This is a genomic window from Streptococcus oralis subsp. dentisani (assembly GCF_002096335.1).
GTDB classification, from domain to species: Bacteria; Bacillota; Bacilli; order Lactobacillales; family Streptococcaceae; genus Streptococcus; species Streptococcus oralis_Z.
Genome location: NZ_NCUW01000028.1, coordinates 162,516 through 186,148, shown reverse-complemented (window position 1 = coordinate 186,148; position 23,633 = coordinate 162,516). Strand labels below are relative to the sequence as shown.

At 41.4% G+C, this 23,633-nt stretch carries 20 protein-coding genes; 17 read left to right on the top strand and 3 right to left on the bottom strand.

Annotated features, from left to right (window positions below; all coding sequences use genetic code 11):
- Positions 1-284: 284 nt before the first annotated feature.
- From ruvB to glmS, 15 genes are all read left to right on the top strand, one after another.
- Positions 285-1,283, top strand: a complete 999-nt coding sequence (gene ruvB / locus B7709_RS04525; RefSeq protein WP_000086800.1) for a Holliday junction branch migration DNA helicase RuvB — start codon at positions 285-287, stop codon at positions 1,281-1,283.
- Positions 1,264-1,836 (top strand): nucleotidyltransferase family protein, encoded by a 573-nt coding sequence (locus B7709_RS04520; RefSeq protein ID WP_084971898.1) that lies wholly within the window; start codon positions 1,264-1,266, stop codon positions 1,834-1,836. Before ruvB ends, B7709_RS04520 begins: the two co-directional genes overlap by 20 nt.
- A gap of 215 nt (positions 1,837-2,051) precedes the next feature.
- Entirely contained in the window at positions 2,052-2,810 is a 759-nt protein-coding gene (locus B7709_RS04515; RefSeq protein ID WP_084971897.1) for an isoprenyl transferase, read from the top strand.
- Positions 2,811-2,818: 8 nt separating this feature from the next.
- Entirely contained in the window at positions 2,819-3,622 is an 804-nt protein-coding gene (locus tag B7709_RS04510) for a phosphatidate cytidylyltransferase (protein WP_084971896.1), read from the top strand.
- A 15-nt stretch (positions 3,623-3,637) separates the two neighbouring features.
- Positions 3,638-4,897, top strand: coding sequence for an RIP metalloprotease RseP (rseP, locus tag B7709_RS04505; RefSeq protein WP_084971895.1), 1,260 nt, complete (start codon positions 3,638-3,640; stop codon positions 4,895-4,897).
- Between the two features lie 12 nt (positions 4,898-4,909).
- Positions 4,910-6,772, top strand: coding sequence for a proline--tRNA ligase (locus B7709_RS04500; RefSeq protein ID WP_084971894.1), 1,863 nt, complete (start codon positions 4,910-4,912; stop codon positions 6,770-6,772).
- A 107-nt stretch (positions 6,773-6,879) separates the two neighbouring features.
- Entirely contained in the window at positions 6,880-8,259 is a 1,380-nt protein-coding gene (locus B7709_RS04495) for a glycoside hydrolase family 1 protein (RefSeq protein WP_084971893.1), read from the top strand.
- A 207-nt stretch (positions 8,260-8,466) separates the two neighbouring features.
- Complete coding sequence (locus B7709_RS04490; protein ID WP_084971892.1) at positions 8,467-9,744, top strand: glutamate--cysteine ligase family protein; 1,278 nt, start codon at positions 8,467-8,469, stop codon at positions 9,742-9,744.
- Between the two features lie 74 nt (positions 9,745-9,818).
- Positions 9,819-11,303 (top strand): threonine synthase, encoded by a 1,485-nt coding sequence (thrC, locus tag B7709_RS04485; protein WP_084971891.1) that lies wholly within the window; start codon positions 9,819-9,821, stop codon positions 11,301-11,303.
- Positions 11,304-11,363: 60 nt separating this feature from the next.
- Positions 11,364-12,644, top strand: coding sequence for an MATE family efflux transporter (locus tag B7709_RS04480; RefSeq protein ID WP_084971890.1), 1,281 nt, complete (start codon positions 11,364-11,366; stop codon positions 12,642-12,644).
- A gap of 3 nt (positions 12,645-12,647) precedes the next feature.
- Positions 12,648-13,271: an HAD family hydrolase gene (locus B7709_RS04475; protein ID WP_084971889.1), complete on the top strand. Its 624-nt coding sequence runs from the start codon at positions 12,648-12,650 to the stop codon at positions 13,269-13,271.
- A gap of 162 nt (positions 13,272-13,433) precedes the next feature.
- Positions 13,434-14,627 (top strand): LysM peptidoglycan-binding domain-containing protein, encoded by a 1,194-nt coding sequence (locus tag B7709_RS04470; RefSeq protein WP_084971888.1) that lies wholly within the window; start codon positions 13,434-13,436, stop codon positions 14,625-14,627.
- A gap of 196 nt (positions 14,628-14,823) precedes the next feature.
- On the top strand, positions 14,824-15,249 hold the full coding sequence (locus B7709_RS04465) for a MarR family winged helix-turn-helix transcriptional regulator (protein ID WP_162279157.1): 426 nt from the start codon (positions 14,824-14,826) through the stop codon (positions 15,247-15,249).
- Positions 15,250-15,259: 10 nt separating this feature from the next.
- Positions 15,260-15,622, top strand: coding sequence for a DUF1304 domain-containing protein (locus B7709_RS04460; RefSeq protein WP_084971887.1), 363 nt, complete (start codon positions 15,260-15,262; stop codon positions 15,620-15,622).
- Positions 15,623-15,901: 279 nt separating this feature from the next.
- Complete coding sequence (gene glmS / locus B7709_RS04455; RefSeq protein ID WP_061453977.1) at positions 15,902-17,710, top strand: glutamine--fructose-6-phosphate transaminase (isomerizing); 1,809 nt, start codon at positions 15,902-15,904, stop codon at positions 17,708-17,710.
- Between the two features lie 435 nt (positions 17,711-18,145).
- Here the strand turns inward: glmS and B7709_RS04445 are convergent, their stop codons facing one another.
- From B7709_RS04445 to B7709_RS04435, 3 genes are all read right to left on the bottom strand, one after another.
- The gene (locus tag B7709_RS04445; protein ID WP_084971886.1) at positions 18,146-19,384 is read right to left on the bottom strand and encodes a GmrSD restriction endonuclease domain-containing protein; all 1,239 of its coding nucleotides are present in this window, start codon (positions 19,382-19,384) and stop codon (positions 18,146-18,148) included.
- Positions 19,385-19,399: 15 nt separating this feature from the next.
- A complete protein-coding gene (locus B7709_RS04440) occupies positions 19,400-20,422 on the bottom strand; it encodes an adenine-specific methyltransferase EcoRI family protein (protein ID WP_084971885.1) in 1,023 nt (340 codons plus the stop codon).
- Between the two features lie 765 nt (positions 20,423-21,187).
- On the bottom strand, positions 21,188-22,045 hold the full coding sequence (locus tag B7709_RS04435; protein ID WP_084971884.1) for a 5'-nucleotidase, lipoprotein e(P4) family: 858 nt from the start codon (positions 22,043-22,045) through the stop codon (positions 21,188-21,190).
- A gap of 367 nt (positions 22,046-22,412) precedes the next feature.
- On the opposite strand from B7709_RS04435, the gene B7709_RS04430 reads away from it, so the two are divergent.
- Both B7709_RS04430 and B7709_RS04425 read left to right on the top strand, forming a co-directional pair.
- The gene (locus tag B7709_RS04430) at positions 22,413-23,417 is read left to right on the top strand and encodes a uroporphyrinogen decarboxylase family protein (protein WP_084971883.1); all 1,005 of its coding nucleotides are present in this window, start codon (positions 22,413-22,415) and stop codon (positions 23,415-23,417) included.
- A 12-nt stretch (positions 23,418-23,429) separates the two neighbouring features.
- On the top strand, positions 23,430-23,633 hold the full coding sequence (locus tag B7709_RS04425) for a hypothetical protein (RefSeq protein WP_061453981.1): 204 nt from the start codon (positions 23,430-23,432) through the stop codon (positions 23,631-23,633).

Sequence of the window (23,633 nt, the reverse complement as noted above, 5' to 3'; positions counted from 1 at the left end):
TCTTTTTCATCATAATCTCCTAAAGAAGCCACCCAATCAGGTGGCTTTTTTGTTGTTTGAGAAAGGAAATTTCATTTGGGGAAAATTTTAAAAAAATGATAAATCAGAGAAAAAGTTAAGTTAGCTTTAAGATTCATCTTGTATACTATAATCATTAAATAAAGACCTCCTAACTTTATTTAATGAAATCCTAAACTTTTCTTTTTCATAATAATCTCCCTAAGGAAGTCACCCAATCAGGTGGCTTTTTTGTTTGTGGCTTGGATTTTTGCTATAATAGGAACATGAGTAGAATTTTAGATAATGAAATCATGGGTGATGAGGAGTTGGTAGAACGTACCCTACGTCCCCAGTATTTACGTGAATATATCGGTCAGGACAAGGTCAAGGATCAGTTGCAAATATTTATCGAGGCTGCCAAAATGCGGGATGAGGCGCTGGACCATGTTCTTTTGTTTGGCCCTCCAGGACTTGGGAAAACAACCATGGCTTTTGTCATTGCCAATGAACTGGGAGTCAATCTCAAGCAAACGTCTGGTCCTGTTATCGAAAAAGCGGGTGATCTGGTAGCGATTTTGAATGATTTGGAGCCTGGAGATGTCCTCTTTATTGACGAGATTCATCGCTTGCCCATGTCGGTGGAAGAGGTGCTTTACAGTGCCATGGAGGACTTCTACATTGATATTATGATCGGGGCTGGGGAAGGCAGTCGCAGTGTCCATCTGGACTTGCCGCCTTTTACCTTAATTGGTGCGACGACACGGGCAGGAATGCTCTCAAATCCGCTACGGGCCCGTTTTGGGATTACAGGTCATATGGAATACTATGCCCACGCTGACTTGACAGAGATTGTTGAGCGGACGGCAGATATTTTTGAGATGGAAATCACCCATGAGGCAGCTGCTGAGCTGGCCTTACGTAGTCGAGGAACTCCCCGTATCGCTAATCGCCTCCTTAAGCGCGTGCGCGACTTTGCCCAGATTATGGGAGATGGTTTAATTGATGATGTCATTACTGATAAGGCCTTGACCATGCTGGATGTAGACCATGAAGGATTAGACTATGTGGACCAGAAAATCCTTCGTACCATGATTGAGATGTATGGTGGTGGTCCTGTCGGTCTAGGAACTCTTTCTGTTAATATTGCCGAGGAGCGTGAGACGGTGGAAGATATGTACGAACCCTACCTCATCCAGAAAGGCTTTATCATGCGAACTCGTTCAGGACGAGTTGCGACTGCTAAGGCTTACGAACATTTGGGGTATGAGTATAATGAAAAATAAACAAGAAATCTTAGATAGTGTTAGAGAAAATCCTGACATGATGACCATTCTGACTATCATCCGCGACCTTGATTTAAAAGACTTGTGGTTGGCAGCGGGTTCGGTACGAAATTTCATCTGGAATCTCTTGTCAGACAGACCAGCTTTTGACCGTGAGACGGATGTTGATGTGATTTTCTTTGATCCAGATGTTTCTTATGAGGAGACAGTATCCCTAGAGAACAAGCTGAGAGAAGATTTCCCTCAATATCAGTGGGAGTTGAAAAATCAAGTCTATATGCATCAGCACAGTCCCCACACTGTGCCTTACACGAGTTCTCGTGATGCCATGAGTAAATATCCGGAGCGCTGTACGGCGATAGGGCTTCGCTTGCATGCCGACGCAACTTTAGAACTCTTTGCTCCCTATGGTCTCGAGGATATTTTGAACTTTCAAGTTCGCCCAACACCTCATTTCTTAGAGAATGAAGACCGAATGAAGCTCTACCAAGAGCGCTTGTCCAAGAAAAATTGGCAAGAAAAATGGGAAAATCTCACTTTTTCAAAAACTTAAGAAAACTTTAAGTTAGGGACGGTATACTAGGTTCATAAGTTAAGAGAAACTTAACTTAAACTCCTAAAACTTTTTCATAATAATCTCCCTATAAAATTAAGTCGCCCAATCAGGCGGCTTTTTTTGTCTGTACGGAGAGCTAATAACTTAGCAATAGAAGAAAATAGGGAAATATGGTATAATGAAACGATAGATTTTTGAATAGGAATAAGATCATGTTTGGATTTTTTAAGAAAGATAAAACTGTAGAAGTCGAGGTTCCAACACAGGTTCCTGCTCATATTGGAATCATCATGGATGGGAATGGTCGCTGGGCTAAAAAACGGATGCAACCACGGGTTTTTGGTCATAAGGCGGGGATGGAAGCTCTCCAAAAGGTGACCAAGGCAGCTAACAAGATGGGAGTTAAGGTCATCACAGTCTATGCCTTTTCGACGGAAAATTGGACGCGCCCAGATCAAGAAGTCAAGTTTATCATGAACTTACCAGTCGAGTTTTATGATAACTACGTCCCTGAATTACACGCAAATAACGTTAAGATTCAGATGATTGGGGAGACAGACCGTTTGCCTAAGCCGACTTTTGAAGCTTTGAAAAAAGCAGAGGAATTGACAAAGAACAATACGGGCTTGATTCTCAATTTTGCGCTTAACTATGGTGGTCGTGCTGAAATTACGCAGGCTCTTAAGAGCTTGGCTCAAGATGTTCTAGATGCTAAAATCAATCTTGGTGACATCACAGAAGATATGATTGGGGACTATCTTTTCACCCAGCATCTGCCAAAGGATTTGCGAGATCCTGATTTGATTATCCGTACGAGTGGTGAGTTGCGTTTGAGTAATTTCTTGCCATGGCAAGCAGCCTATAGCGAGCTTTACTTTACGAATACCTTGTGGCCTGATTTTGATGAAGCCGCCTTGCAGGAAGCTATTGCTGATTTTAACCATCGCAATCGCCGTTTTGGAGGAGTTTAGGAGAAGATATGACCAAGGATTTACAAAAGAGAACATTGTTTGCGGTATTGGCCCTGGCAATTTTCCTTCCAGTCTTGTTTGCAGGAGGGCTCTTGTTGCAGATAGGGATTGGCTTGTTAGCGATGCTAGGCGTCCATGAACTCTTGAACATGAAGGGGCTAAAGACTATGACCATTGAGGGGGCTTTGACTCTCTTTGCGACCTTTGCCCTAACAATTCCTTTAGAAAACTATCTGACATTCCTACCAGTTGATGGGAATGTGGTTGCCTACAGTGTTTTGATTACAATTATGCTAGGGACGACCGTTTTCAGTAAAAGCTATACGATTGAAGATGCTGCTTTTCCAATTGCTGTTAGTTTTTATGTTGGTTTTGGTTTCAATGCCTTACTAGATGCTCGGGTGGCAGGTTTTGATAAGGTTCTTCTGGCTCTTTTTATCGTTTGGGCGACAGATAGCGCAGCCTACCTGACAGGGATGAATTTTGGTAAGCATAAGTTAGCCCCGAGAGTTTCTCCTAATAAGAGTATTGAGGGCTTTGTCGGTGGTATTCTAGGTGCGGTACTGATAACAGTGGTTTTCATGTTAGTGGACAGCACAGTGGCTCTTCCTTATGGGATTTATAGAATGAGTCTTTTTGCCGCCTTCTTCAGTGTGGCAGGTCAGTTTGGTGATTTGATTGAGAGTGCCATGAAACGCCATTTCGGTGTCAAGGATTCTGGAAAATTTATCCCTGGACATGGCGGTGTATTGGATCGCTTTGACAGCATGTTGGTTGTGTTTCCAATGATGCACTTATTTGGCCTGTTTTAAAGAAAGGAATATTGAATGATTGGATTGCTAACCTTTATCCTCGTTTTTGGGATTATTGTGGTGGTGCATGAGTTTGGACATTTTTATTTTGCCAAGAAATCAGGCATTCTAGTTCGTGAATTTGCCATTGGTATGGGGCCCAAGATTTTTGCTCATATCGGTAAGGATGGCACTGCTTATACCATTCGAATCCTTCCTCTAGGAGGCTATGTTCGTATGGCAGGCTGGGGTGATGATGCGACAGAAATCAAGACAGGAACTCCAGTCAGTTTAACACTTGCTGATGATGGCAAGGTCAAACGGATCAACCTCTCAGGGAAGAAACTGGATCAAACGGCTCTTCCTATGCAGGTAACCCAGCTTGATTTCGAAGATAAGCTCTTCATTAAAGGCTTGGTCTTGGAAGAAGAAAAGACCTTTGCTGTGGATCATGATGCAACGGTTGTTGAGGCAGATGGTACCGAAGTGCGCATCGCTCCTCTGGATGTACAGTATCAAAATGCTTCTATCTGGGGCAAGCTCATCACCAACTTTGCAGGTCCTATGAACAACTTTATCTTAGGAGTCGTTGTTTTTTGGATCCTAATCTTTTTACAAGGCGGTGTTAGAGATACTCAGACAAATCTCTTTCATGTCATGCCAGAGGGAGCTTTGGCTAAGGTAGGCGTAGCTGAGACCGCTCAAATTACCAAGGTCGGCTCGCATGAGGTTAAGGATTGGCAAGACTTGACCCAGGCTGTGGAAGCAGATACCAAGGACAAGACCGCCCCGACCTTAGATGTGACTATTTCTGAAAATGGTAGCGAAAAACAAGTCACGGTGACTCCAGAAGAAAATCAAGGACGTTATATTCTCGGGGTTCAACCGAGAGTCAAGTCAGACCTCCTGTCCATGTTTGTTGGTGGATTTACAACCGCTGCTGACTCAGGGCTCCGTATCCTTTCGGCTCTGAAAAACTTGATTTTCCATCCAGATTTGAACAAACTCGGTGGCCCCGTTGCCATTTTTAAGGCAAGTAGCGATGCTGCTAAAAATGGAATTGAGAATGTCCTCTATTTCCTAGCTATAATTTCCATCAATATCGGAATTTTTAATTTGATTCCGATTCCGGCTTTGGATGGTGGAAAGATTGTGCTCAATATCCTAGAGGCTATCCGCCGGAAACCCCTTAAACAAGAAATTGAAACCTATGTCACCATGGCTGGTGTAGTTATCATGGTTGTCTTGATGCTAGCTGTGACCTGGAATGACATTATGCGACTCTTTTTTAGATAATCGAGGAATATTATGAAACAAAGTAAAATGCTAATCCCAACGCTTCGCGAAATGCCAAGCGATGCTCAAGCTATCAGCCACGCCCTTATGTTGCGTGCTGGTTATGTTCGTCAAGTTTCTGCCGGTGTATATTCTTACCTACCACTCGCTAACCGTGTGATTGAAAAGGCTAAGAATATCATGCGCCAAGAGTTTGATAAGATTGGTGCGGTGGAGATGTTGGCTCCTGCCCTTCTCAGTGCTGATCTTTGGCGTGAATCAGGCCGTTATGAAACCTATGGTGAAGACCTTTATAAACTGAAAAATCGTGAAAAGTCAGATTTTATCCTAGGTCCGACACACGAAGAGACTTTTACAGCTATTGTCCGTGATTCTGTTAAGTCTTATAAGCAATTACCGCTTAATCTCTACCAAATCCAGCCTAAGTACCGTGATGAAAAACGTCCACGTAACGGCCTTCTCCGTACGCGTGAATTCATCATGAAAGACGGTTACAGTTTCCATGCCAACTATGACAGCTTGGATGTGACCTATGATGAGTACAAGGCTGCTTATGAACGCATCTTCACTCGCAGTGGCTTGGACTTTAAGGCTATCATCGGTGACGGCGGGGCTATGGGTGGTAAGGATAGCCAAGAATTTATGGCTATCACACCAGCTCGTACAGACCTTGACCGATGGGTCGTCTTGGACAAGTCAGTTGCCTCATTTGATGAAATTCCTGCAGAGGTGCAAGAAGAAATCAAGGAAGAATTGCTCAAATGGATGGTTTCTGGTGAGGATACCATCGCCTACTCAAGTGAGTCTAGCTATGCGGCTAACTTGGAAATGGCAACAAATGAATACAAACCAAGCAACCGTGTTGTCGCTGAAGAAGAAGTGACTCGCGTTGCAACACCAGATGTTAAATCCATCGATGAGGTTGCAGCCTTCCTCAATGTTCCAGAAGAACAAACGATTAAAACCCTCTTCTACATGGCAGATGGTGAGCTTGTTGCAGCCCTTCTAGTTGGGAATGACCAACTCAATGAAGTCAAGTTGAAAAACTACTTGGGTGCAGATTTCTTTGATGTTGCTAGCGAGGAAGAAGTCGCAAGTGTCGTCTCAGCAGGCTTTGGTTCACTTGGTCCAGTTGGTTTACCAGAAAATGTAAAAATCATTGCTGACCGTAAGGTGCAAGATGTTCGCAATGCGGTTGTAGGTGCTAACGAAGATGGCTACCACTTGACGGGCGTGAACCCAGGTCGTGACTTCACTGCAGAATATGTGGATATCCGTGAAGTTCGTGAGGGTGAAATTTCACCAGACGGACAAGGCGTTCTTAACTTTGCCCGTGGTATCGAAATTGGTCACATCTTCAAACTCGGTACTCGCTACTCAGCAAGCATGGGTGCGGATGTCTTGGACGAAAACGGCCGTGCGATCCCAATCATCATGGGATGTTACGGTATCGGTGTTAGCCGTCTCCTTTCAGCAGTGATGGAGCAACACGCTCGCCTCTTTGTCAACAAAACGCCTAAGGGTGAATACCGTTACGCTTGGGGAGTTAACTTCCCTAAAGAATTGGCGCCATTTGATGTGCACTTAATCACTGTCAATGTCAAGGATGAAGAAGCGCAGGCCTTGACAGAAAGGCTTGAAGCAAGCTTGATGGGAGCTGGTTACGAAGTCTTGACAGATGACCGTAACGAACGTGTCGGGGTTAAATTCAGCGATAGCGACTTGATCGGTCTTCCAATCCGTATCACTGTTGGGAAGAAAGCAGCTGATGGTATTGTAGAAGTTAAGATCAAGGCGACTGGTGATACGATCGAGGTTCACGCAGACAACTTGCTCGAAACCCTCGAAACCCTTGAAATCCTCAGCAAGAAATAAAAACTATAATCAGAAGAAAAACAAGGCAAAAATGTAACTAGTTTTTGCCTTGTTTTTTCTATATAATGGGAATGAATAAATACATCATCAAGTTAAGAGGTAAAGCTATGCTAAAATTTCCAAAGGATTTTGTCTGGGGTTCCTCAACTTCTGGACCACAGACAGAAGGCCGTGTGCCTGGTGACGGCAAGGGAGACAATCTCTGGGATTATTGGTTCCAAGTAGAGCCAAATCGCTACTACAATGGGATTGGACCTGACAAAACATCGACCTTTTACGAAAACTGGGAAAAGGATATTGAGCTTCTAGTAGAAACAGGTCATACAGCCTTTCGTACTTCTATCCAGTGGTCACGACTTTTCCCGCAAGGTCGTGGAGAAGTCAATCCTCAAGGTGTGGCTTTCTACCGTCAGGTCTTTGAAGCGATCAAGGCCAAGGGTATTCGCCTTTTAGTCAATCTCTATCACTTTGATCTGCCTTTTGCCCTTCAAGAAGATGGGGATGGTTGGGAAGATAAGGCCACTGTCTCAGCCTACGAAGACTATGCTCGTTTCTGTTTTGAGACTTATGGTGACTTGGTGGACCAATGGATTACCTTCAATGAGCCTATCGTTCCTGTTGAGTTTGGTTACTTCTATAATGCCCATTATCCTCACAAGGTAGATGCCAAAGCGGCAGTTAAGGTGGCCTATCACACACAACTAGCTAGTAGTCTTGCGGTGAAGGCTTGTCATGAGGTTTTGCCTGATTCCAAGATTGGGATTGTCCTCAATTTGACGCCAGCTTATCCTCGTAGCCAGCATCCTGCAGATGTGAAAGCTGCTCGTATTGCGGATCTCTTTCAAGCGCAGTCTTTCCTAGATCCATCTGTTTTGGGAACTTATCCAGAAGAGTTAGTGGAAATTATGACTGAGCATGATTTGCTTCCAGACTACACAGCAGAGGAGTTGGAACTCATTCGTGAGCATACAGTGGACTTTCTCGGAGTCAACTACTACCAGCCTTTGCGCGTCATGGCGCCACGTTTTGCTAAACATCCAGACAGTCCGCTCTTGCCTGAGCATTTCTATGAGCCTTACGTCATGCCAGGTCGTAAGATCAATCCCCACCGTGGGTGGGAAATCTACGAGCAAGGGATTTACCACATCGCACAAAACATCAAGGAAAACTATGGCAATATCGAGTGGATGCTGACAGAGAATGGTATGGGTGTTGAAGGTGAAGATAAATTCCGTGAGAATGGCATGATTCAAGACGACTATCGTATTGAATTTGTCAAAGGGCATCTGCGTGAACTCCATCGTGCCATTGAAGACGGTGCTAACTGTAAAGGTTACTTAATCTGGACCTTTATCGACTGCTGGTCATGGCTCAACAGCTATAAAAACCGCTATGGTCTGGTTGAGCTTGACCTGGAAACGCAGGAACGCCGCCTGAAGAAATCAGGCCACTGGTTCAAAGAACTTAGCGATAATAATGGATTTTAAAAAGAGATTCTGACCGATTATCTTAATTGGTCAGAGTTTTCTTTTATTCGTTAATATTTTCGATGCTCTCCCATCGAAAATAAGTTTTTAGCTATAAAAAGAATAGAAATAGGAAGGCAAAGAATATTTTGACTAGAAACCTGCCACATTTTTGGTATAATATTACTTATTCACATTTTATTTTGATTATGAAAGTGTTGGTGTTTGATGTCTCGTTCTGTTGAATTGCTAAAGAAACGTTACTTAAAGAATATAAAAGAGGAGCCTGATTTATTTATTGGGATTGAGTTAGAATATCCTATTGTAAATTTAGAGGGTGAGGCTACGGATATCGAGGTTGTTAAGGATCTCTTTCGGTATTTACCATCAGTACTGGGTTTTACTATCGAAAAAGTGGATGATTTTGGGAATCCAATTCAGTTGTTTGATCTAGTCAGCCAAGATACGATCTTGTTTGAGGTTGCTTATACGACGATTGAGTTTGCATTCGGAAAGGCCGAATCTATCCAAGAGGTAGAAGAACGCTTTGATTTCTATATGGCTACGATTCAGAATAAGTTGGGCGAAGCTAATCATGCTATTGTTGGCTGCGGCATTCATCCCAACTGGGATAAAAATGAGAATTGTCCAGTGGCTTATCCCCGCTATCAGATGTTGATGGATTATCTGAATTTGAGTAGAAATGTAACTAAATCAGATTTACATCATTTCCCTGAGTATGGAGCCTTTATCTGTGGTAGTCAGGTTCAACTAGACGTTTCAAGGTCCAACTACCTGCGTGTTATCAATGCTTTTACTCAAATTGAAGCAGCTAAAGCTTATTTGTTTGCCAATTCTGAGTTTTCAGGGGCAGATTGGGATACCAAAATTTCGAGAGATATTTTTTGGGAAGAATCCATGCATGGTATCTATCCAGAGAATGTAGGTGTTAATACTAGACTATTTAAAGATGAGGATGATTTTTTTGACTATCTAAATCATTCTGCGATTTTCACTGCGGAGCGTGATGGGCAGACCTATTATTTTTATCCTATTCAGGCTAGGGACTATTTTGCTACACCTGAAATCCAGGCATTTACCCTTAATGGGGATGAGGTTCTTATTTATCCCCAAGAGAAGGATTTTGAAACTCATCGTAGTTACCAGTACCAAGACTTAACAACTAGAGGGACTATCGAGTTTCGTAGTGTGTGTACGCAACCTTTAAATAGAACCTTTGCTTCAGCAGCTTTTCACTTGGGATTGTTGCTTAATTTAGATAAGTTAGAAGCTTACTTGCGGACTGCTCCATTTTTTACCACAGTTGGACGTGATTACAAGTCATTGAGACGACAATTTTCTAAGAAAAGGCTAACAGATGAGGAAGAAACTGCAATTGTAGAGTTTTCAAAAGAATTACTCTTTCTAGCCGAGGAAGGACTGGAGAAGAGAGGCAAGCAAGAAATGACCTATTTACAGCCTTTGAAAGAAGAATTGTGCCTATAATTTCTCTTATAAAGGGAGAATTTTCTGAAAAATCATGATATAATGGAATGGACTATAGATAAAGGATAGAGATTATGACATTAGTTTATCAATCAACGCGTGATGCCAATAATACAGTAACTGCCAGCCAAGCTATTTTGCAAGGTTTGGCGACGGATGGTGGTTTGTTTACACCGCTTACTTATCCAAAGGTCGATTTGGACTTTGAAAAATTGAAAGATGCTTCTTACCAAGAAGTTGCTAAGCTTGTCTTGTCAGCATTTTTAGATGACTTTACGGCTGAGGAGTTGGATTACTGCATCAACAATGCCTACGATAGCAAGTTTGATATTCCGGCTATTGCTCCTTTGGTGAAACTAGATGGGCAATACAACTTGGAACTCTTCCATGGATCAACCATTGCCTTTAAAGATATGGCCTTGTCTATCTTGCCATACTTTATGACGACAGCCGCTAAAAAGCATGGTTTGGAGAACAGAATCGTCATTTTGACAGCGACATCTGGTGATACTGGGAAAGCAGCTATGGCTGGATTTGCGGATGTACCTGGTACTGAGATTATCGTCTTTTATCCAAAGGATGGTGTCAGCAAGGTACAAGAGTTGCAAATGACTACTCAGACTGGCGACAATACTCATGTTATCGCTATTGATGGAAACTTTGATGATGCGCAAACAAATGTGAAACATATGTTTAACGATGTAGCTCTCCGTGAAAAATTGGCAGCGAACAAGTTGCAATTTTCATCAGCTAACTCTATGAACATCGGTCGTTTGGTACCACAGGTTGTTTATTATGTCTATGCCTATGCCCAGTTGGTTAAGTCTGGTGAGATTGTGGCTGGTGAAAAGGTCAACTTCACAGTACCAACAGGAAACTTTGGAAATATCTTAGCTGCCTTTTATGCTAAGCAAATTGGTCTGCCGATTGGTAAATTGATCTGCGCTTCAAATGACAACAATGTTTTGACAGACTTCTTCAAGACACGTATTTACGACAAGAAACGTGAGTTTAAGGTAACAACTAGTCCATCTATGGATATCTTGGTATCTTCAAACTTGGAGCGTTTGATTTTCCATCTTTTGGGGAATGATGCGGTTAAGACAACTGAACTCATGAATGCCTTGAATACACAAGGACAATATGAATTGACAGACTTTGATGCAACGATTCTGGAACTCTTTGCAGCTGAATATGCGACGGAGGAAGAAACTGCGGCAGAAATTAAACGTGTTTATCAAACAGATGCCTATATCGAGGATCCACATACGGCGGTTGCCTCAGCTGTTTATAGAAAATATCAAGTGGCTACTGGCGATGCGACTAAGACAGTGATTGCTTCAACAGCTAGTCCATACAAGTTCCCAGTGGTTGCCGTAGAAGCGGTAACTGGGAAAGTTGGCTTGACCGACTTTGAAGCCTTGGTTCAATTACATGACATTTCAGGAGTAGCAGTGCCACCAGCAGTTGACGGCCTTGAAACCGCGCCAGTTCGTCATAAGACAACAGTGGCAGCTGCTGATATGCAAGCAGCGGTTGAGGCTTATCTAGGACTTTAAGACAGAGGAAGTAAACTCGGTTGGGAAATCAACTGAGTTTCTTTTCATCAGGAGGAAGGATTGTTTAAGAAAAATAAAGACATTCTTAATATTGCATTGCCAGCTATGGGGGAAAACTTTTTGCAGATGCTCATGGGAATGGTGGACAGCTACTTGGTCGCCCACTTGGGTTTGATCGCTATTTCGGGTGTTTCAGTGGCTAGCAATATTATCACGATTTACCAAGCGATTTTCATCGCTCTGGGAGCTGCTATTTCTAGTGTTATTTCAAAAAGCATGGGGCAGAAAGATCAGTCGAAGCTAGCTTATCATGTGACTGAGGCGTTGAAGATTACCTTGCTACTGAGTTTGCTTTTAGGGGCCTTGTCTATCTTTGCTGGGCAAGAGATGATAGGACTTTTGGGGACTGAGCAGGCTGTGGCCGAAAGTGGAGGACTCTACCTTTCTTTAGTGGGTGGTTCGATTGTTCTTTTGGGCTTGATGACCAGTTTGGGAGCCTTGATTCGTGCAACGCATAATCCGCGTCTACCCCTCTATGTTAGTTTTTTATCCAATGCCTTGAATATTCTCTTTTCGAGTCTAGCTATTTTTGTTCTTGATATGGGGATAGCTGGTGTTGCATGGGGGACTATTCTGTCTCGCTTGGTTGGTCTTGTAATTTTATGGTCGCAATTAAAACTGCCTTGTGAGAAGCCGTCTTTTGGTTTAGATAAGGATTTGTTGACTTTGGCTATACCGGCAGCAGGAGAACGTCTCATGATGCGGGCTGGAGATGTCGTCATCATTGTCTTGGTTGTTTCTTTTGGGACGGAGGCAGTAGCGGGAAATGCAGTCGGAGAAGTCTTGACTCAGTTTAACTATATGCCTGCCTTTGGCGTCGCTACGGCAACGGTCATGCTGGTGGCTCGAGCAGTTGGAGAGAATAACTGGAAAAGAGTAAACGAGGTAAGCAAGCAAACCTTTTGGATTTCTTTCGTCCTTATGTTGCCCTTGACACTTGGCATCTATGCCTTGGGAATTCCGTTGACACATCTCTTTATGACGGATCCTGTAGCGGTCGAAGCGAGCGTTTTAGTAGCACTTTTCTCACTACTAGGAACTCCTATGGCGACAGGGACAGTTATTTATACGGCGGTTTGGCAGGGCTTGGGAAATGCTCGTCTCCCCTTTTATGCGACAAGTATCGGGATGTGGTGTATCCGCATTGGGACAGCCTATCTGATGGGAATTGTGCTTGGTTGGGGCTTGCCAGGTATTTGGGCGGGAACCCTTTTGGATAATGGTTTTCGTTGGTTATTTCTACGCTACCGATACCAGCGTTATATGAGCTTGAAAGGATAGGAAATGCAAAAAACAGCTTTTATTTGGGATTTAGATGGGACCTTATTGGACTCTTACGAAGCGATTTTGTCAGGGATTGAGGAAACCTTTTGTCAGTTTTCTATTCCTTATGACAAGGAGAAAGTAAGAGAGTTTATCCTCAAGTATTCGGTGCAGGATTTGCTGGAGCAGGTGGCAGAAGAGCGAAATTTGGATGCTAAAGAGCTCAATCAGGTGCGTTCCCAGAGTTTGGCTGAGAAGAATGCCCAGGTAGTTTTGATGCTAGGTGCGCGTGAAGTACTAGCTTGGGCAGATGAAGCAGGGATTCTGCAGTTTGTTTATACCCATAAAGGAGACAATGCCTTTACCATTCTAAGAGACTTGGGTTTGGAATCCTATTTTACAGAAATTCTGACCAGTCAGAGTGGCTTTTCACGGAAACCAAGTCCAGAAGTGGCTACATATTTGCTAGACAAATACGAGTTGAATCCTAGGACTACCTATTATATAGGGGACCGGACTTTGGATGTGGAATTTGCCCAGAATAGTGGAATTCAAAGCATTAACTTTTTCGAGTCATCTTATGAAGGGAATCAGAGGATTCAAGCATTGGCAGATATTCCCTACATTTTTGAGGATGAGCAATAAAAAGATTGTGTCAGTTTTATGACAGAAGGCTAACAAACTATTTCAACTGATCTAGTTTGTTACAAGGAATGGACAGTTCTGTTAAATAGGCCCGAGAGGGCTTTTTTTCTACTTTTTTTGTGTTATGATAGACAGGTACTCATTTGAAAGGAATGTGAAAGAATGAAGAAAAGAATATTATTAGCCTCAACAGTAGCCTTGTCTTTTGCACCAGCATTGGCAACTCAAGCGGAAGAAGTTCTTTGGACTGCGCGTAGTGTTGAGCAAATCCAAAATGACGTGACGAAAAACGAGAACAAAAACAGCTATACAGTTCAGTATGGTGATACTCTGAGCACCATTGCAGAAGCTTTGGGAGTAGATGTGACAGTTCTTGCTAATTTGAACAAGATCACCAATATGGACTTGATTTTCCCAGATACTGTCCTCACTACAACTGTCAATGAGGCAGAAGAGGTGACGGAAGTTGAAATCCAAACTCCTCAAGCAGATTCTAGTGAAGATGTGACGACTGCGACAGCTGATTTGACGACCAACCAAGTAACAGTTGATGAAGAGACTGTTCAAGTAGAAGACCTTTCTCAACCAATTGAGGAAGTACCAAGTGCAACAGAGACTGAAAAACCAACAGAAGTAGCGCCAAGTTCAGAAGTTTCTGAGACAGCGACCGCTACTGAAGAGACACCATCTACAGAAGCACCTGTGGCAGAAGAAACAGCAGAAACAACTCCAGCGGCGGCACCTGCGGCAGAAACAACTGAAACTACTAGTCCAGTTGAAGAAGCTCCTCAAGCAGCGACTCCAGCTACGGAAGAAACGGCAGAAACAACTCCAACAGAAGCACCAGTAGCAGAAACGCCTGCTGATACAAGAGGAACAAGTACAGCAGAAGAAACAACAAATTCTGACACTGCAACTTCGACTTATCAAGCAGAGCAAAGTCAAACTCCTTCAAGAACTTATTCAGCTCCAGCGGCTCCTGACTATGCAGGGCTTGCTGTAGCCAAGTCTGAGAATGCTGGTCTACAACCACAAACTGCAGCCTTTAAAGAAGAAATTGCCAATTTGTTTGGAATTACATCCTTTAGTGGATACCGTCCTGGTGACAGTGGAGACCATGGTAAAGGTTTGGCCATCGACTTTATGGTTCCAGTGAGTTCAGCACTCGGAGATCAAATCGCTGAATATGCAGTCCAAAACATGGCTAGCCGTGGTATCAACTACATCATCTGGAAACAACGTTTCTACGCTCCATACGATAGCAAATATGGGCCTGCCTACACGTGGAATCCAATGCCAGACCGTGGTAGCGTAACCGAAAACCACTATGACCACGTTCACGTTTCAATGAACTAATCATTAAAATGGAAGTTGGGAACTGATTGAGTTTCCACTTCTTTTTTGTGTGTGATTGCTTCAGGATAAAAGGAACAAAGATGGGGAAGTGAGTAATATTTCAAGAAAATGTAAGCATATTTCTTGATTTATTTTTTGGTTTATATTATACTTGATAAGTCAATAGTTGATAAATCAAATATGTTAGGAGGGAATGATGGTAACAATCCAAGATTTACTGTATCGACTACGGTTAGCAGATCAGTCTATGACACAACTATTCGAACGACAATTGGGGATTAGCCTCACTCGTTATCAGATATTATGTTTCTTGATTGAACAGTCTCCTTGTAATCAAATTGCGGTTCAGGAGAGATTGAAAATTGATCAGGCTGCCTTGACACGGCACTTTAAAATTTTGGAAAAGGAAGGTTTGGTCAAGCGACGTCGGAATCCTGAAAACCAGAGGGAGGTTTTGGTGGAAGTGACAGACTTTGCGAGAGAACAACTAGTAACCAACTCTCCCCAACAACATATAAAGGTAAAGAGTCAGATGGAAAGCGTACTTACAAAAGGAGAGCGAGAAGAGTTCAGTCGCTTGTTAGAAAAGTTGATATCTGGCTTAGAAGAGATAGAAATTTAAGGAGAAGAATATGTCTATTTTTACAATTATTTTAGCAACTATCGTTGCTTTGGAGCATTTTTACATTTTTTATTTGGAAAGTGTGGCTACGCAATCAGATACTACTAGTCGCGTATTTAATATGGACAAGGAAGAGTTGACTCGACCCTCTGTCACCTCACTGTTTAAAAACCAAGGGATTTATAATGCTTTGATAGGGGTCTTTCTCTTGTACGGGATTTATTTCTCACAAAGTTTGGAAATTGTGACCATCTTTGTTTTATTTGTGCTTGGTGCAGCGACCTACGGTTCTCTAACAGCAGACAAGAAGATTATTCTGAAGCAAGGTGGACCAGCTATTTTGACTTTGCTGAGTATTTTGTTTTTGAAATAAGAAAGTAGCGTCTTTTTGTTACCTACAAAAGTTAGATTTTTCTATCTAGCTTTTGGCTTTTAGACATAAATCTCTCATTTTCCTAGATTAAACTGTCAATGTCAGCTTGTCAGCCATTAGATGAAATTGCAATTTTAGGTACTCTATAAAAGTTATACCAATTTTTATCCTTGACAAGCTATGAAAACAAGTATATACTGTTTTTGCTGATTCTGTAAAAGGAAAATCAGACTATACCAATTTAAGGGGAAAGCACAGCTGGTCTGTGTCGTATATACTATGTGTGGAATTGTCGGTGTTGTTGGAAACACAAATGCAACTGATATTTTGATTCAAGGGCTTGAAAAACTTGAATACCGTGGCTATGATTCTGCGGGGATTTTTGTCCTAGGTGGTGCTGAAAATCACCTAGTCAAGGCTGTAGGTCGTATCGCAGAATTGTCTGCTAAAACTACTGGTGTTGAGGGAACAACTGGTATCGGACATACGCGTTGGGCGACTCATGGTAAACCAACGGAAGATAACGCTCACCCACATCGATCGGAGACTGGACGTTTTGTCTTGGTGCACAATGGGGTCATTGAAAACTACCTTGAAATCAAGGAAGAATACCTTGCAGGTCACCACTTCAAGGGGCAAACAGATACGGAAATCGCAGTGCACTTGATTGGAAAGTTTGTGGAAGAAGATGGTTTCTCAGTTCTTGAAGCTTTCAAAAAAGCCCTTCACATCATCCGTGGTTCTTATGCCTTTGCCTTGATTGACTCTGAAAATCCAGATGTTATCTATGTCGCTAAGAACAAGTCACCACTTTTGATTGGTCTCGGAGATGGTTACAACATGGTCTGCTCGGATGCTATGGCTATGATTCGTGAGACCAACCAATACATGGAAATCCATGACCAAGAATTGGTAATTGTCAAGGCGGATAGTGTCGAAATTCAAGACTATGATGGCAATCGTCGTGAGCGTGCTAGCTACACTGCTGAGCTTGATTTGTCAGATATCGGTAAGGGAACTTACCCTTACTACATGCTCAAGGAAATTGACGAGCAACCAACGGTCATGCGTAAACTCATCCAAGCCTACACAGATGAGGCTGGTCAAGTAGTGGTAGATCCAGCTATCATCAAGGCTGTTCGAGAGGCAGACCGCATCTACATCCTTGCAGCTGGGACATCTTACCACGCAGGATTTGCTTCTAAGAAAATGCTGGAAGAATTGACGGATACACCTGTTGAACTTGGAATTTCATCTGAGTGGGGCTACGGTATGCCACTTCTCAGCCAGAAACCACTCTTCATCTTTATCAGCCAGTCTGGTGAAACAGCGGATAGCCGCCAGGTTTTGGTTAAGGCTAATGAAATGGGCATCCCTAGCTTAACTGTAACAAACGTGCCAGGATCAACTCTTTCACGTGAAGCCAACCATACCATGCTCCTTCACGCGGGTCCTGAAATCGCAGTGGCTTCAACTAAAGCTTATACAGCGCAAATCGCAGCTCTTGCATTTCTTGCAAAAGCAGTCGGAGAAGCAAATGGCAATGCTAAAGCTCAAGACTTTGACCTGGTTCATGAGTTGTCAATCGTGGCTCAGTCTATCGAATCAACTCTTTCAGAAAAAGAAACAATCGATGCTAAAGTTCGTGAGCTTCTTGAAACAACTCGCAACGCCTTTTACATCGGACGTGGTCAAGACTACTATGTAGCCATGGAAGCCAGTCTCAAGCTCAAAGAGATTTCTTACATTCAATGTGAAGGTTTTGCGGCAGGAGAACTCAAGCACGGAACCATCGCCTTGATTGAAGAAGGAACACCTGTATTGGCCCTCTTGTCAGATCCAGTCCTTGCTAATCATACTCGTGGAAATATCCAAGAGGTCGCAGCCCGTGGTGCCAAGGTTCTCACTATCGCTGAAGAGAATGTTGCTAAAGAGACAGATGATATCGTCCTTACGACCGTACATCCTTACCTCTCACCAATCTCAATGGTCGTACCAACGCAATTGGTCGCTTACTTTGCAACCCTCCACCGTGGTCTTGATGTGGACAAACCACGTAACCTTGCTAAGTCAGTAACAGTAGAATAAGCTAAGAAAGTCTAGTCCTCCTAGACTTTTTTGCTCTCTCTTGGTATCCTTGAATGAGGAGGCATTGTATTAATGCCTAAGTTATTTATCCTGAAAAGAATTTAAATAGTTGGTCATTCCGTTTACGTCCCATTTTAGGTACTCTCCCTCTTGTTTTCTCAACATTGGAAGAGGAATTAAGATTTATCCCACAATCAGATGATTTAAGTTTTAAACATTCAAGAGTCAACGCAGTTCCTGTAAAATTAGCTTTTGTCTCTACAATGAAGAGAAAACAAGAATACTACAATGCATTCTTAGGTTTTTCAAAATTACTTAAGGTGAAGCGTATTTAAATTATGGGAACTATATACCAGTTTACAACACCAACAACATATTGTATTTATGAGAATATCAAAAAAGACGATTTCCGTTTTGGAAGTCGCCTTTTCAATTTTAATAGTTGTTCCCTTTTGAAGAGTTGTGCTTTTTACATAATAGTTGGCAATTTTCAGGGACAGTTTTTCCACCTAAAGACCAGGGTGTAATATGGTCGCCTGCTAGTTCTTTAAGAGCATACTCCCTGTTGTTTCCTTCATCCACACAATAAACGCAGTGATGGCTCTGTTCTTCATATTTTTGCTTGATGGTTTTATCATCAAAAGCTCTAAGTTGGAGATATTTGGAATCTCCGTAAATGATGTACTGATAAATCCCTTTCATTTTAGTTGTGACTTCATCATCATTTACCAACTCTGCAATTTTTTCGTTAATGACAGAAGCACTATTTTTGATGATATTGTTGTCTAACTGTCCTAATTGATACTCTTTGTAGATTGTTCCCCAATCCATCCCTTTCAAACTGTTTTGATAGCTTATAAACTTTCCACGAACCCATTCAATTATGGCAGAAAAATTTTGCCATAATTCAGAAGCATCTGCATCTCCTTGATGCTTCAACATATAATCTTCGATTGTATTTGTACTATCGTCATTATCATTTTGTGAAGCCCATTTAATAGCAGTTTGTAGATACTCTTGTCTATTCCAATTACCATTTAATAGTGGTTCTGCTTTATCGTTATTCGGATTCTCGTCAGCAAGTACAACGCCACGTCCAGTCTTTGTTGAAAATCTTTGTTTAGCATCAGAAAGCCAAGTTCCTGTATAAGCAGAGTTTCTTAATTCTTGCTCATTTAATGGTTCGCCTGCTGTATTGATAACATGAAACCATTTCATTTTTTCGGACGCAGTTCCTTCACAAACATATATGTCTAACTCATAATCAAGAATTTGTTCTGCTAAGTCAGTTAGGTTCATCTGAAGATTTGGGAAATCTTGTTGTGGAGCACTGGATGGAAATTTACTTGATTTTACAGAGTAATTCCCCATAACATAATTACAAATAGCTAAAATACGTTGTTGACCATCGAGAACTTCATATTGTCCGTTTCCTAAATCAACCCAGTACATAATACCTAAAGGACACTCATCTAAAACGGTTTGAATTACAGCTTGTCTCTTATCTTCGTTATATACGCTATTTCTCTGATAAGACGGACGAATATTCAAGTTACCATTATATCCTTTTACAGCGTCTGTTGTTGCGCCATCATCATTATTTGTATAACCACTAGCTAAATCTCGAATAGTAAATGGTTTATTTAGTAAATCTCTTAATCTAGTTACTTTCATAATATTACCTCCTTGTTAATAACCTCTGTCTTCCGCACGGCTGATAGGATTTAAATTTCTTATCAAAATACGTTTATATTTCCCCTCTCCGCTAATTACTGGAGCATCATATCGAGAATGTGGGAGTTTATAATCCTCTAACATTCCATCTCCTCCTCTGTCAGTAGTCCATAAAATTTCAAATTCCTTTGGATTAAATTTGTCCATAAAAGTAATGGGAACACCCATAATTCCATCATAATCAATGGGAATATCTTTGACAAATGTAACTTCAATAGCATTATAATTCTCATATTTAGGGTATTTATCTTCAAAACCCTCGTAATATTTATGAGCCTTTGTAAGGTCAAACTTATCTCCAACATGCCATAAGCCATCGTGCCGTTTTTTCAAATCTAGGTTAGTATACCAACATGCCATAATATGTTTTACTTCTCTACCATCTTCATCCAGTTTTTCATAATCAGCCCCATCTGGAACATACAACCAAAAGTCAGAGTTCATGTTTCGAGCTCCAATCCAGATTTGGTTATTCTTGATTAAAGGGAATACTTCTTTATAGGTAACAGCGTTCTTATTTCCAACAACAATAAACGATTTGTTGTAATTGATTAGTTGGCTAATATACTCCTTAAACAAACTAAACGGAGGGTTAGTTATAACAACATCTGCTTCTTTCAGGTATTTTATGCTGTCCTCGCTTCGGAAATCTCCCGCTGTGTATTCATCATCTCCATAAATAGTTACAATATTTCCTGCTTCCATATTGAAGTCATCGCCACCTTCATAAATCAGAGCATACGAAGGTTCGCTATCTTCTTGAAAATGTGTTGCTATCAGTTTTTTAATACCCAAACTAGCAAAATTGTTATGAAAATAACGCCAAAAATTTGATTGTGTTGGGTCATCACAATTACAGTAGATAACCTTATCTCTAAAGTGTTCTCTATAATGCCCCATTTCCTCAGCAATATCTTTATAACGAGTATAAAACTCATCGTTTTTGGCTTTTTTAGCGTTGTGGAGTGAGCCAGCCATTATGCCACCCCACTTTCGTAGGGAGCATAAAAGGCTTCCTCACAAAAATGTGAAAAAGCCTGTTTTAATGCTTGACAAAAAACACGCCCGATTACATAATCAGCGTGAGCTGTGAGCTGTGAGCTGTGAGCTGTGAGCTGTGAGCTGTGAGCTGTGAGCTGTGAGCTGTGAGCTGTGAGCTGTGAGCTGTGAGCTGTGAGCTGTGAGCTGTGATTGTTTTCATACCAATCGTTCCTTTACTTTTTGATAGTCTTATTATATCAAAATTTCTAAATTTTGCATATTTGCTTTCCCTAACGGACAGTCCTGTATAAACCATTTAGAAAATATGATTTATGGCTACATATATACTATATGAGGCACATTTTGAATTGGGAAAGTCTGTTTCTTAAATAGTTGTTGGTAAATTGATTGACGTTCAGACTAGTCTGTCCGAAGTATTCTACTACAGGTACATGAAGTGTTATGATAAAAGTACACTTTTGATTTTGTTATAGATCATCGTTCTTTTTCGGCTCAACGAATAAAAGGTTGTGTTTATGATGTGTAAAAAGAAAGCATCAAAAAATAGATAGGAAAGCAATTGCTAGGTATATGGCAAAACTAGAGTATGGTATGGACTGGCTAGCAGAGTATATGAGCGAACATTCTGAGGAATTTATTTCTTATTAAAAGACGATTTCCGCTTGGAAATCGTCTTTTTTCGCTATTCTCGCAAATACGATATCTTGTGGTTGGTGTATACTGGTATATAGCTCCCTTATTTTATTTATCAAAGCCTTGTAAGTTTTTTTGGCGCTCTTCAGTTTGACCCTTGGCGTCCAATTTATTACCATTGTAAACAGTGCTTTCCCATGATCCGTACATTGGGTTAGGGAAAATGATGAATTTCTCACCAAACTCTTTTTGTAATTCCTCTAATTTTTGGTTGCGCTCAGTTTCAGAGGTCTTTGAAAACTCTGCAAAGTCCACAAGATTGTCTCCTAGTAGCATGACTAAGTTGGTTTTTTCTTGGACTGCTTGTCTACGACCTTCTTTAGATTTGACACCTTTTTCTAAGAACATGAGATGATCGCGGCTTTGTACAGGAATTCCTTCATTTTCTAGGTTTTTGATCGTATCATCTACCTGATCTATCGTGCGGTCAGATACATAGTAAATTTGGACACCGTTTTGGTCTGCAAATTGGAGAAAGTCTTTAGCACCTGGTACAGCCTTGGCTGCAGCTTTTTTAACCCAGACATCCCAGTTTTCTGGGGTAAATGCTGTTCCATCTTTGACATTTTGCGCTTGATAAGGGCTATTGTCTAATACGGTTTCGTCTAAGTCCAAAACGATAGAGTAGGGTTTATCTGTCTGTGTTTTTAGTAGTTCTTTCAAACGATCAGTAGCGACATTATAGCCTTGTAGATAGAGTGCCTTGGTTTCAGCTGCTTTTTGATACCAAAGAGTTGACATAGTGTTCTCTCTTGAACGCAACTGATCATAGGTCATTGTAACCTGATTATCAGATGTACTACTTTGTGTTGTCTGTGAATTTGCCGAATTTGTGCCACAGCCAGTCAGTAAAATGACGGAAGCAAGTGTAGAAGCAATTGTAATAGTAACTTTGGATGTTTTCATAATCCTATCCTCCTAATAATAGTTTATTAATATTGTAGCGTTTTCATGGGATTTGTGCAAGGAAATATCGGGAGAAAATAAATTTTTCAGTAGTAATTTGGTATTAGGATAAAATTATGTACTTAATTTTGGAATGAAGATGGATATAAAAAAATTCAATCGGCTTGATAGAAAATCTATATCAGTTCCTTTTTGAAAAATAGATGAAAATAAAGTGAATCTTTGAAAGGCTAGTAACAACAAGCTTTTCAGGGATTTTTTTCTTTATAGATATAAAAATTTCTAATCGAGTTGATAGTCAATATATATTGGGAAAAGGGGAAAAGGAGTGGTAAGATGGTTTCAATCCAGATGGAAGGAGAAAGGTATGGCAAGTAAAAGAGATCTAGTCTTTAGAGCGATTCGAGGCGATGAAGTGGAAAGAGTTCCTGTGGGATTTTGGTTTCATTTTGTAACACTCGAAGAAAAGGGGCAAGGATTAAACAATCCACGGATCTTTCAAAAAAGTGTTGATGGGCATCGCAACTATGTGGAAAGGATTCGTCCTGATTTTGTCAAAATCATGAGCGACGGTTTTTTCCTATATCCAAGTAATGTCTATAGTCCTAGGGTTTCAAGCATTCAGGAGCTGACTTCTATTGAGTCGATTGGTGAGGAACACCCATGGATTCAGCAACAGGTGGAAGTGGTACAAGCGATTCGAGAGACCTTTACTGAAGAGATCGCTTCTTTCTACAATATCTTTTCGCCTATCTCCTACCTCAAGCGCTGGTTCCGTACAGAAACTTCTCGAGGAGATAAGGAAGTAGCTGACCTATTGCTTGAAAATCCTGAGCAATTCAGAGCTATTCTAGATGTGATTGCAAAAGACATTGCTTTCTTAACTCAGAAAATCATCCAGCAAGGTGGTGTTGATGGGATTTACCTCAGTACCCAGGAAATTCAAGATGAGCGTATCACACCAGCACTCTATCAAACCTATATCGAACCGAGCAATATAGCTGTTTTAAAGGCGGCTAATCAGGTGGGTGGGACCAATATCCTCCATATCTGTGGTTTTGAAGGTGCGAGCAATGATGTGACGATATTTAAGAACTATCCAGCTCAAGTGGTCAACTGGGCGACCCACCATGAGGATGTTAGTTTGACACAGGGTCAAGAGTTGTTTCCAGGCAAGGCCGTTTTAGGTGGATTTGAAAATGGCAAGAAAAGTTTGCTTTATCGAGGTTCTAAAGCGGAATTGCAACATGAAACAAGGCGGTTGCTGGCTGAAGCTGGTAGTAAAGGTATTCTTCTGGGAGCTGACTGTACTGTTCCAGATGATTTTGACTTAGAGAGGTTGGACTGGATTCGACAGGCAGCGGTTCTCTAAAAAGGAGGAGCTATGAAAAGTAAAAGATGGGGTATCTTCATTGTCGTTGTCGGTTTGCTGGCCTTGGTCGCCATAAACGTCGTAAAAAATGAGCACTGCAAAAATGGAGAGAGATGTCGTGGAGTTCAGGATTTTTCCAAGTCCAGTCTCCCCTTTCTACGCTCAAATGATATCGCAAGCAGTTTATTAGTTGAAAAAGTAAGAAATGGAGAATAA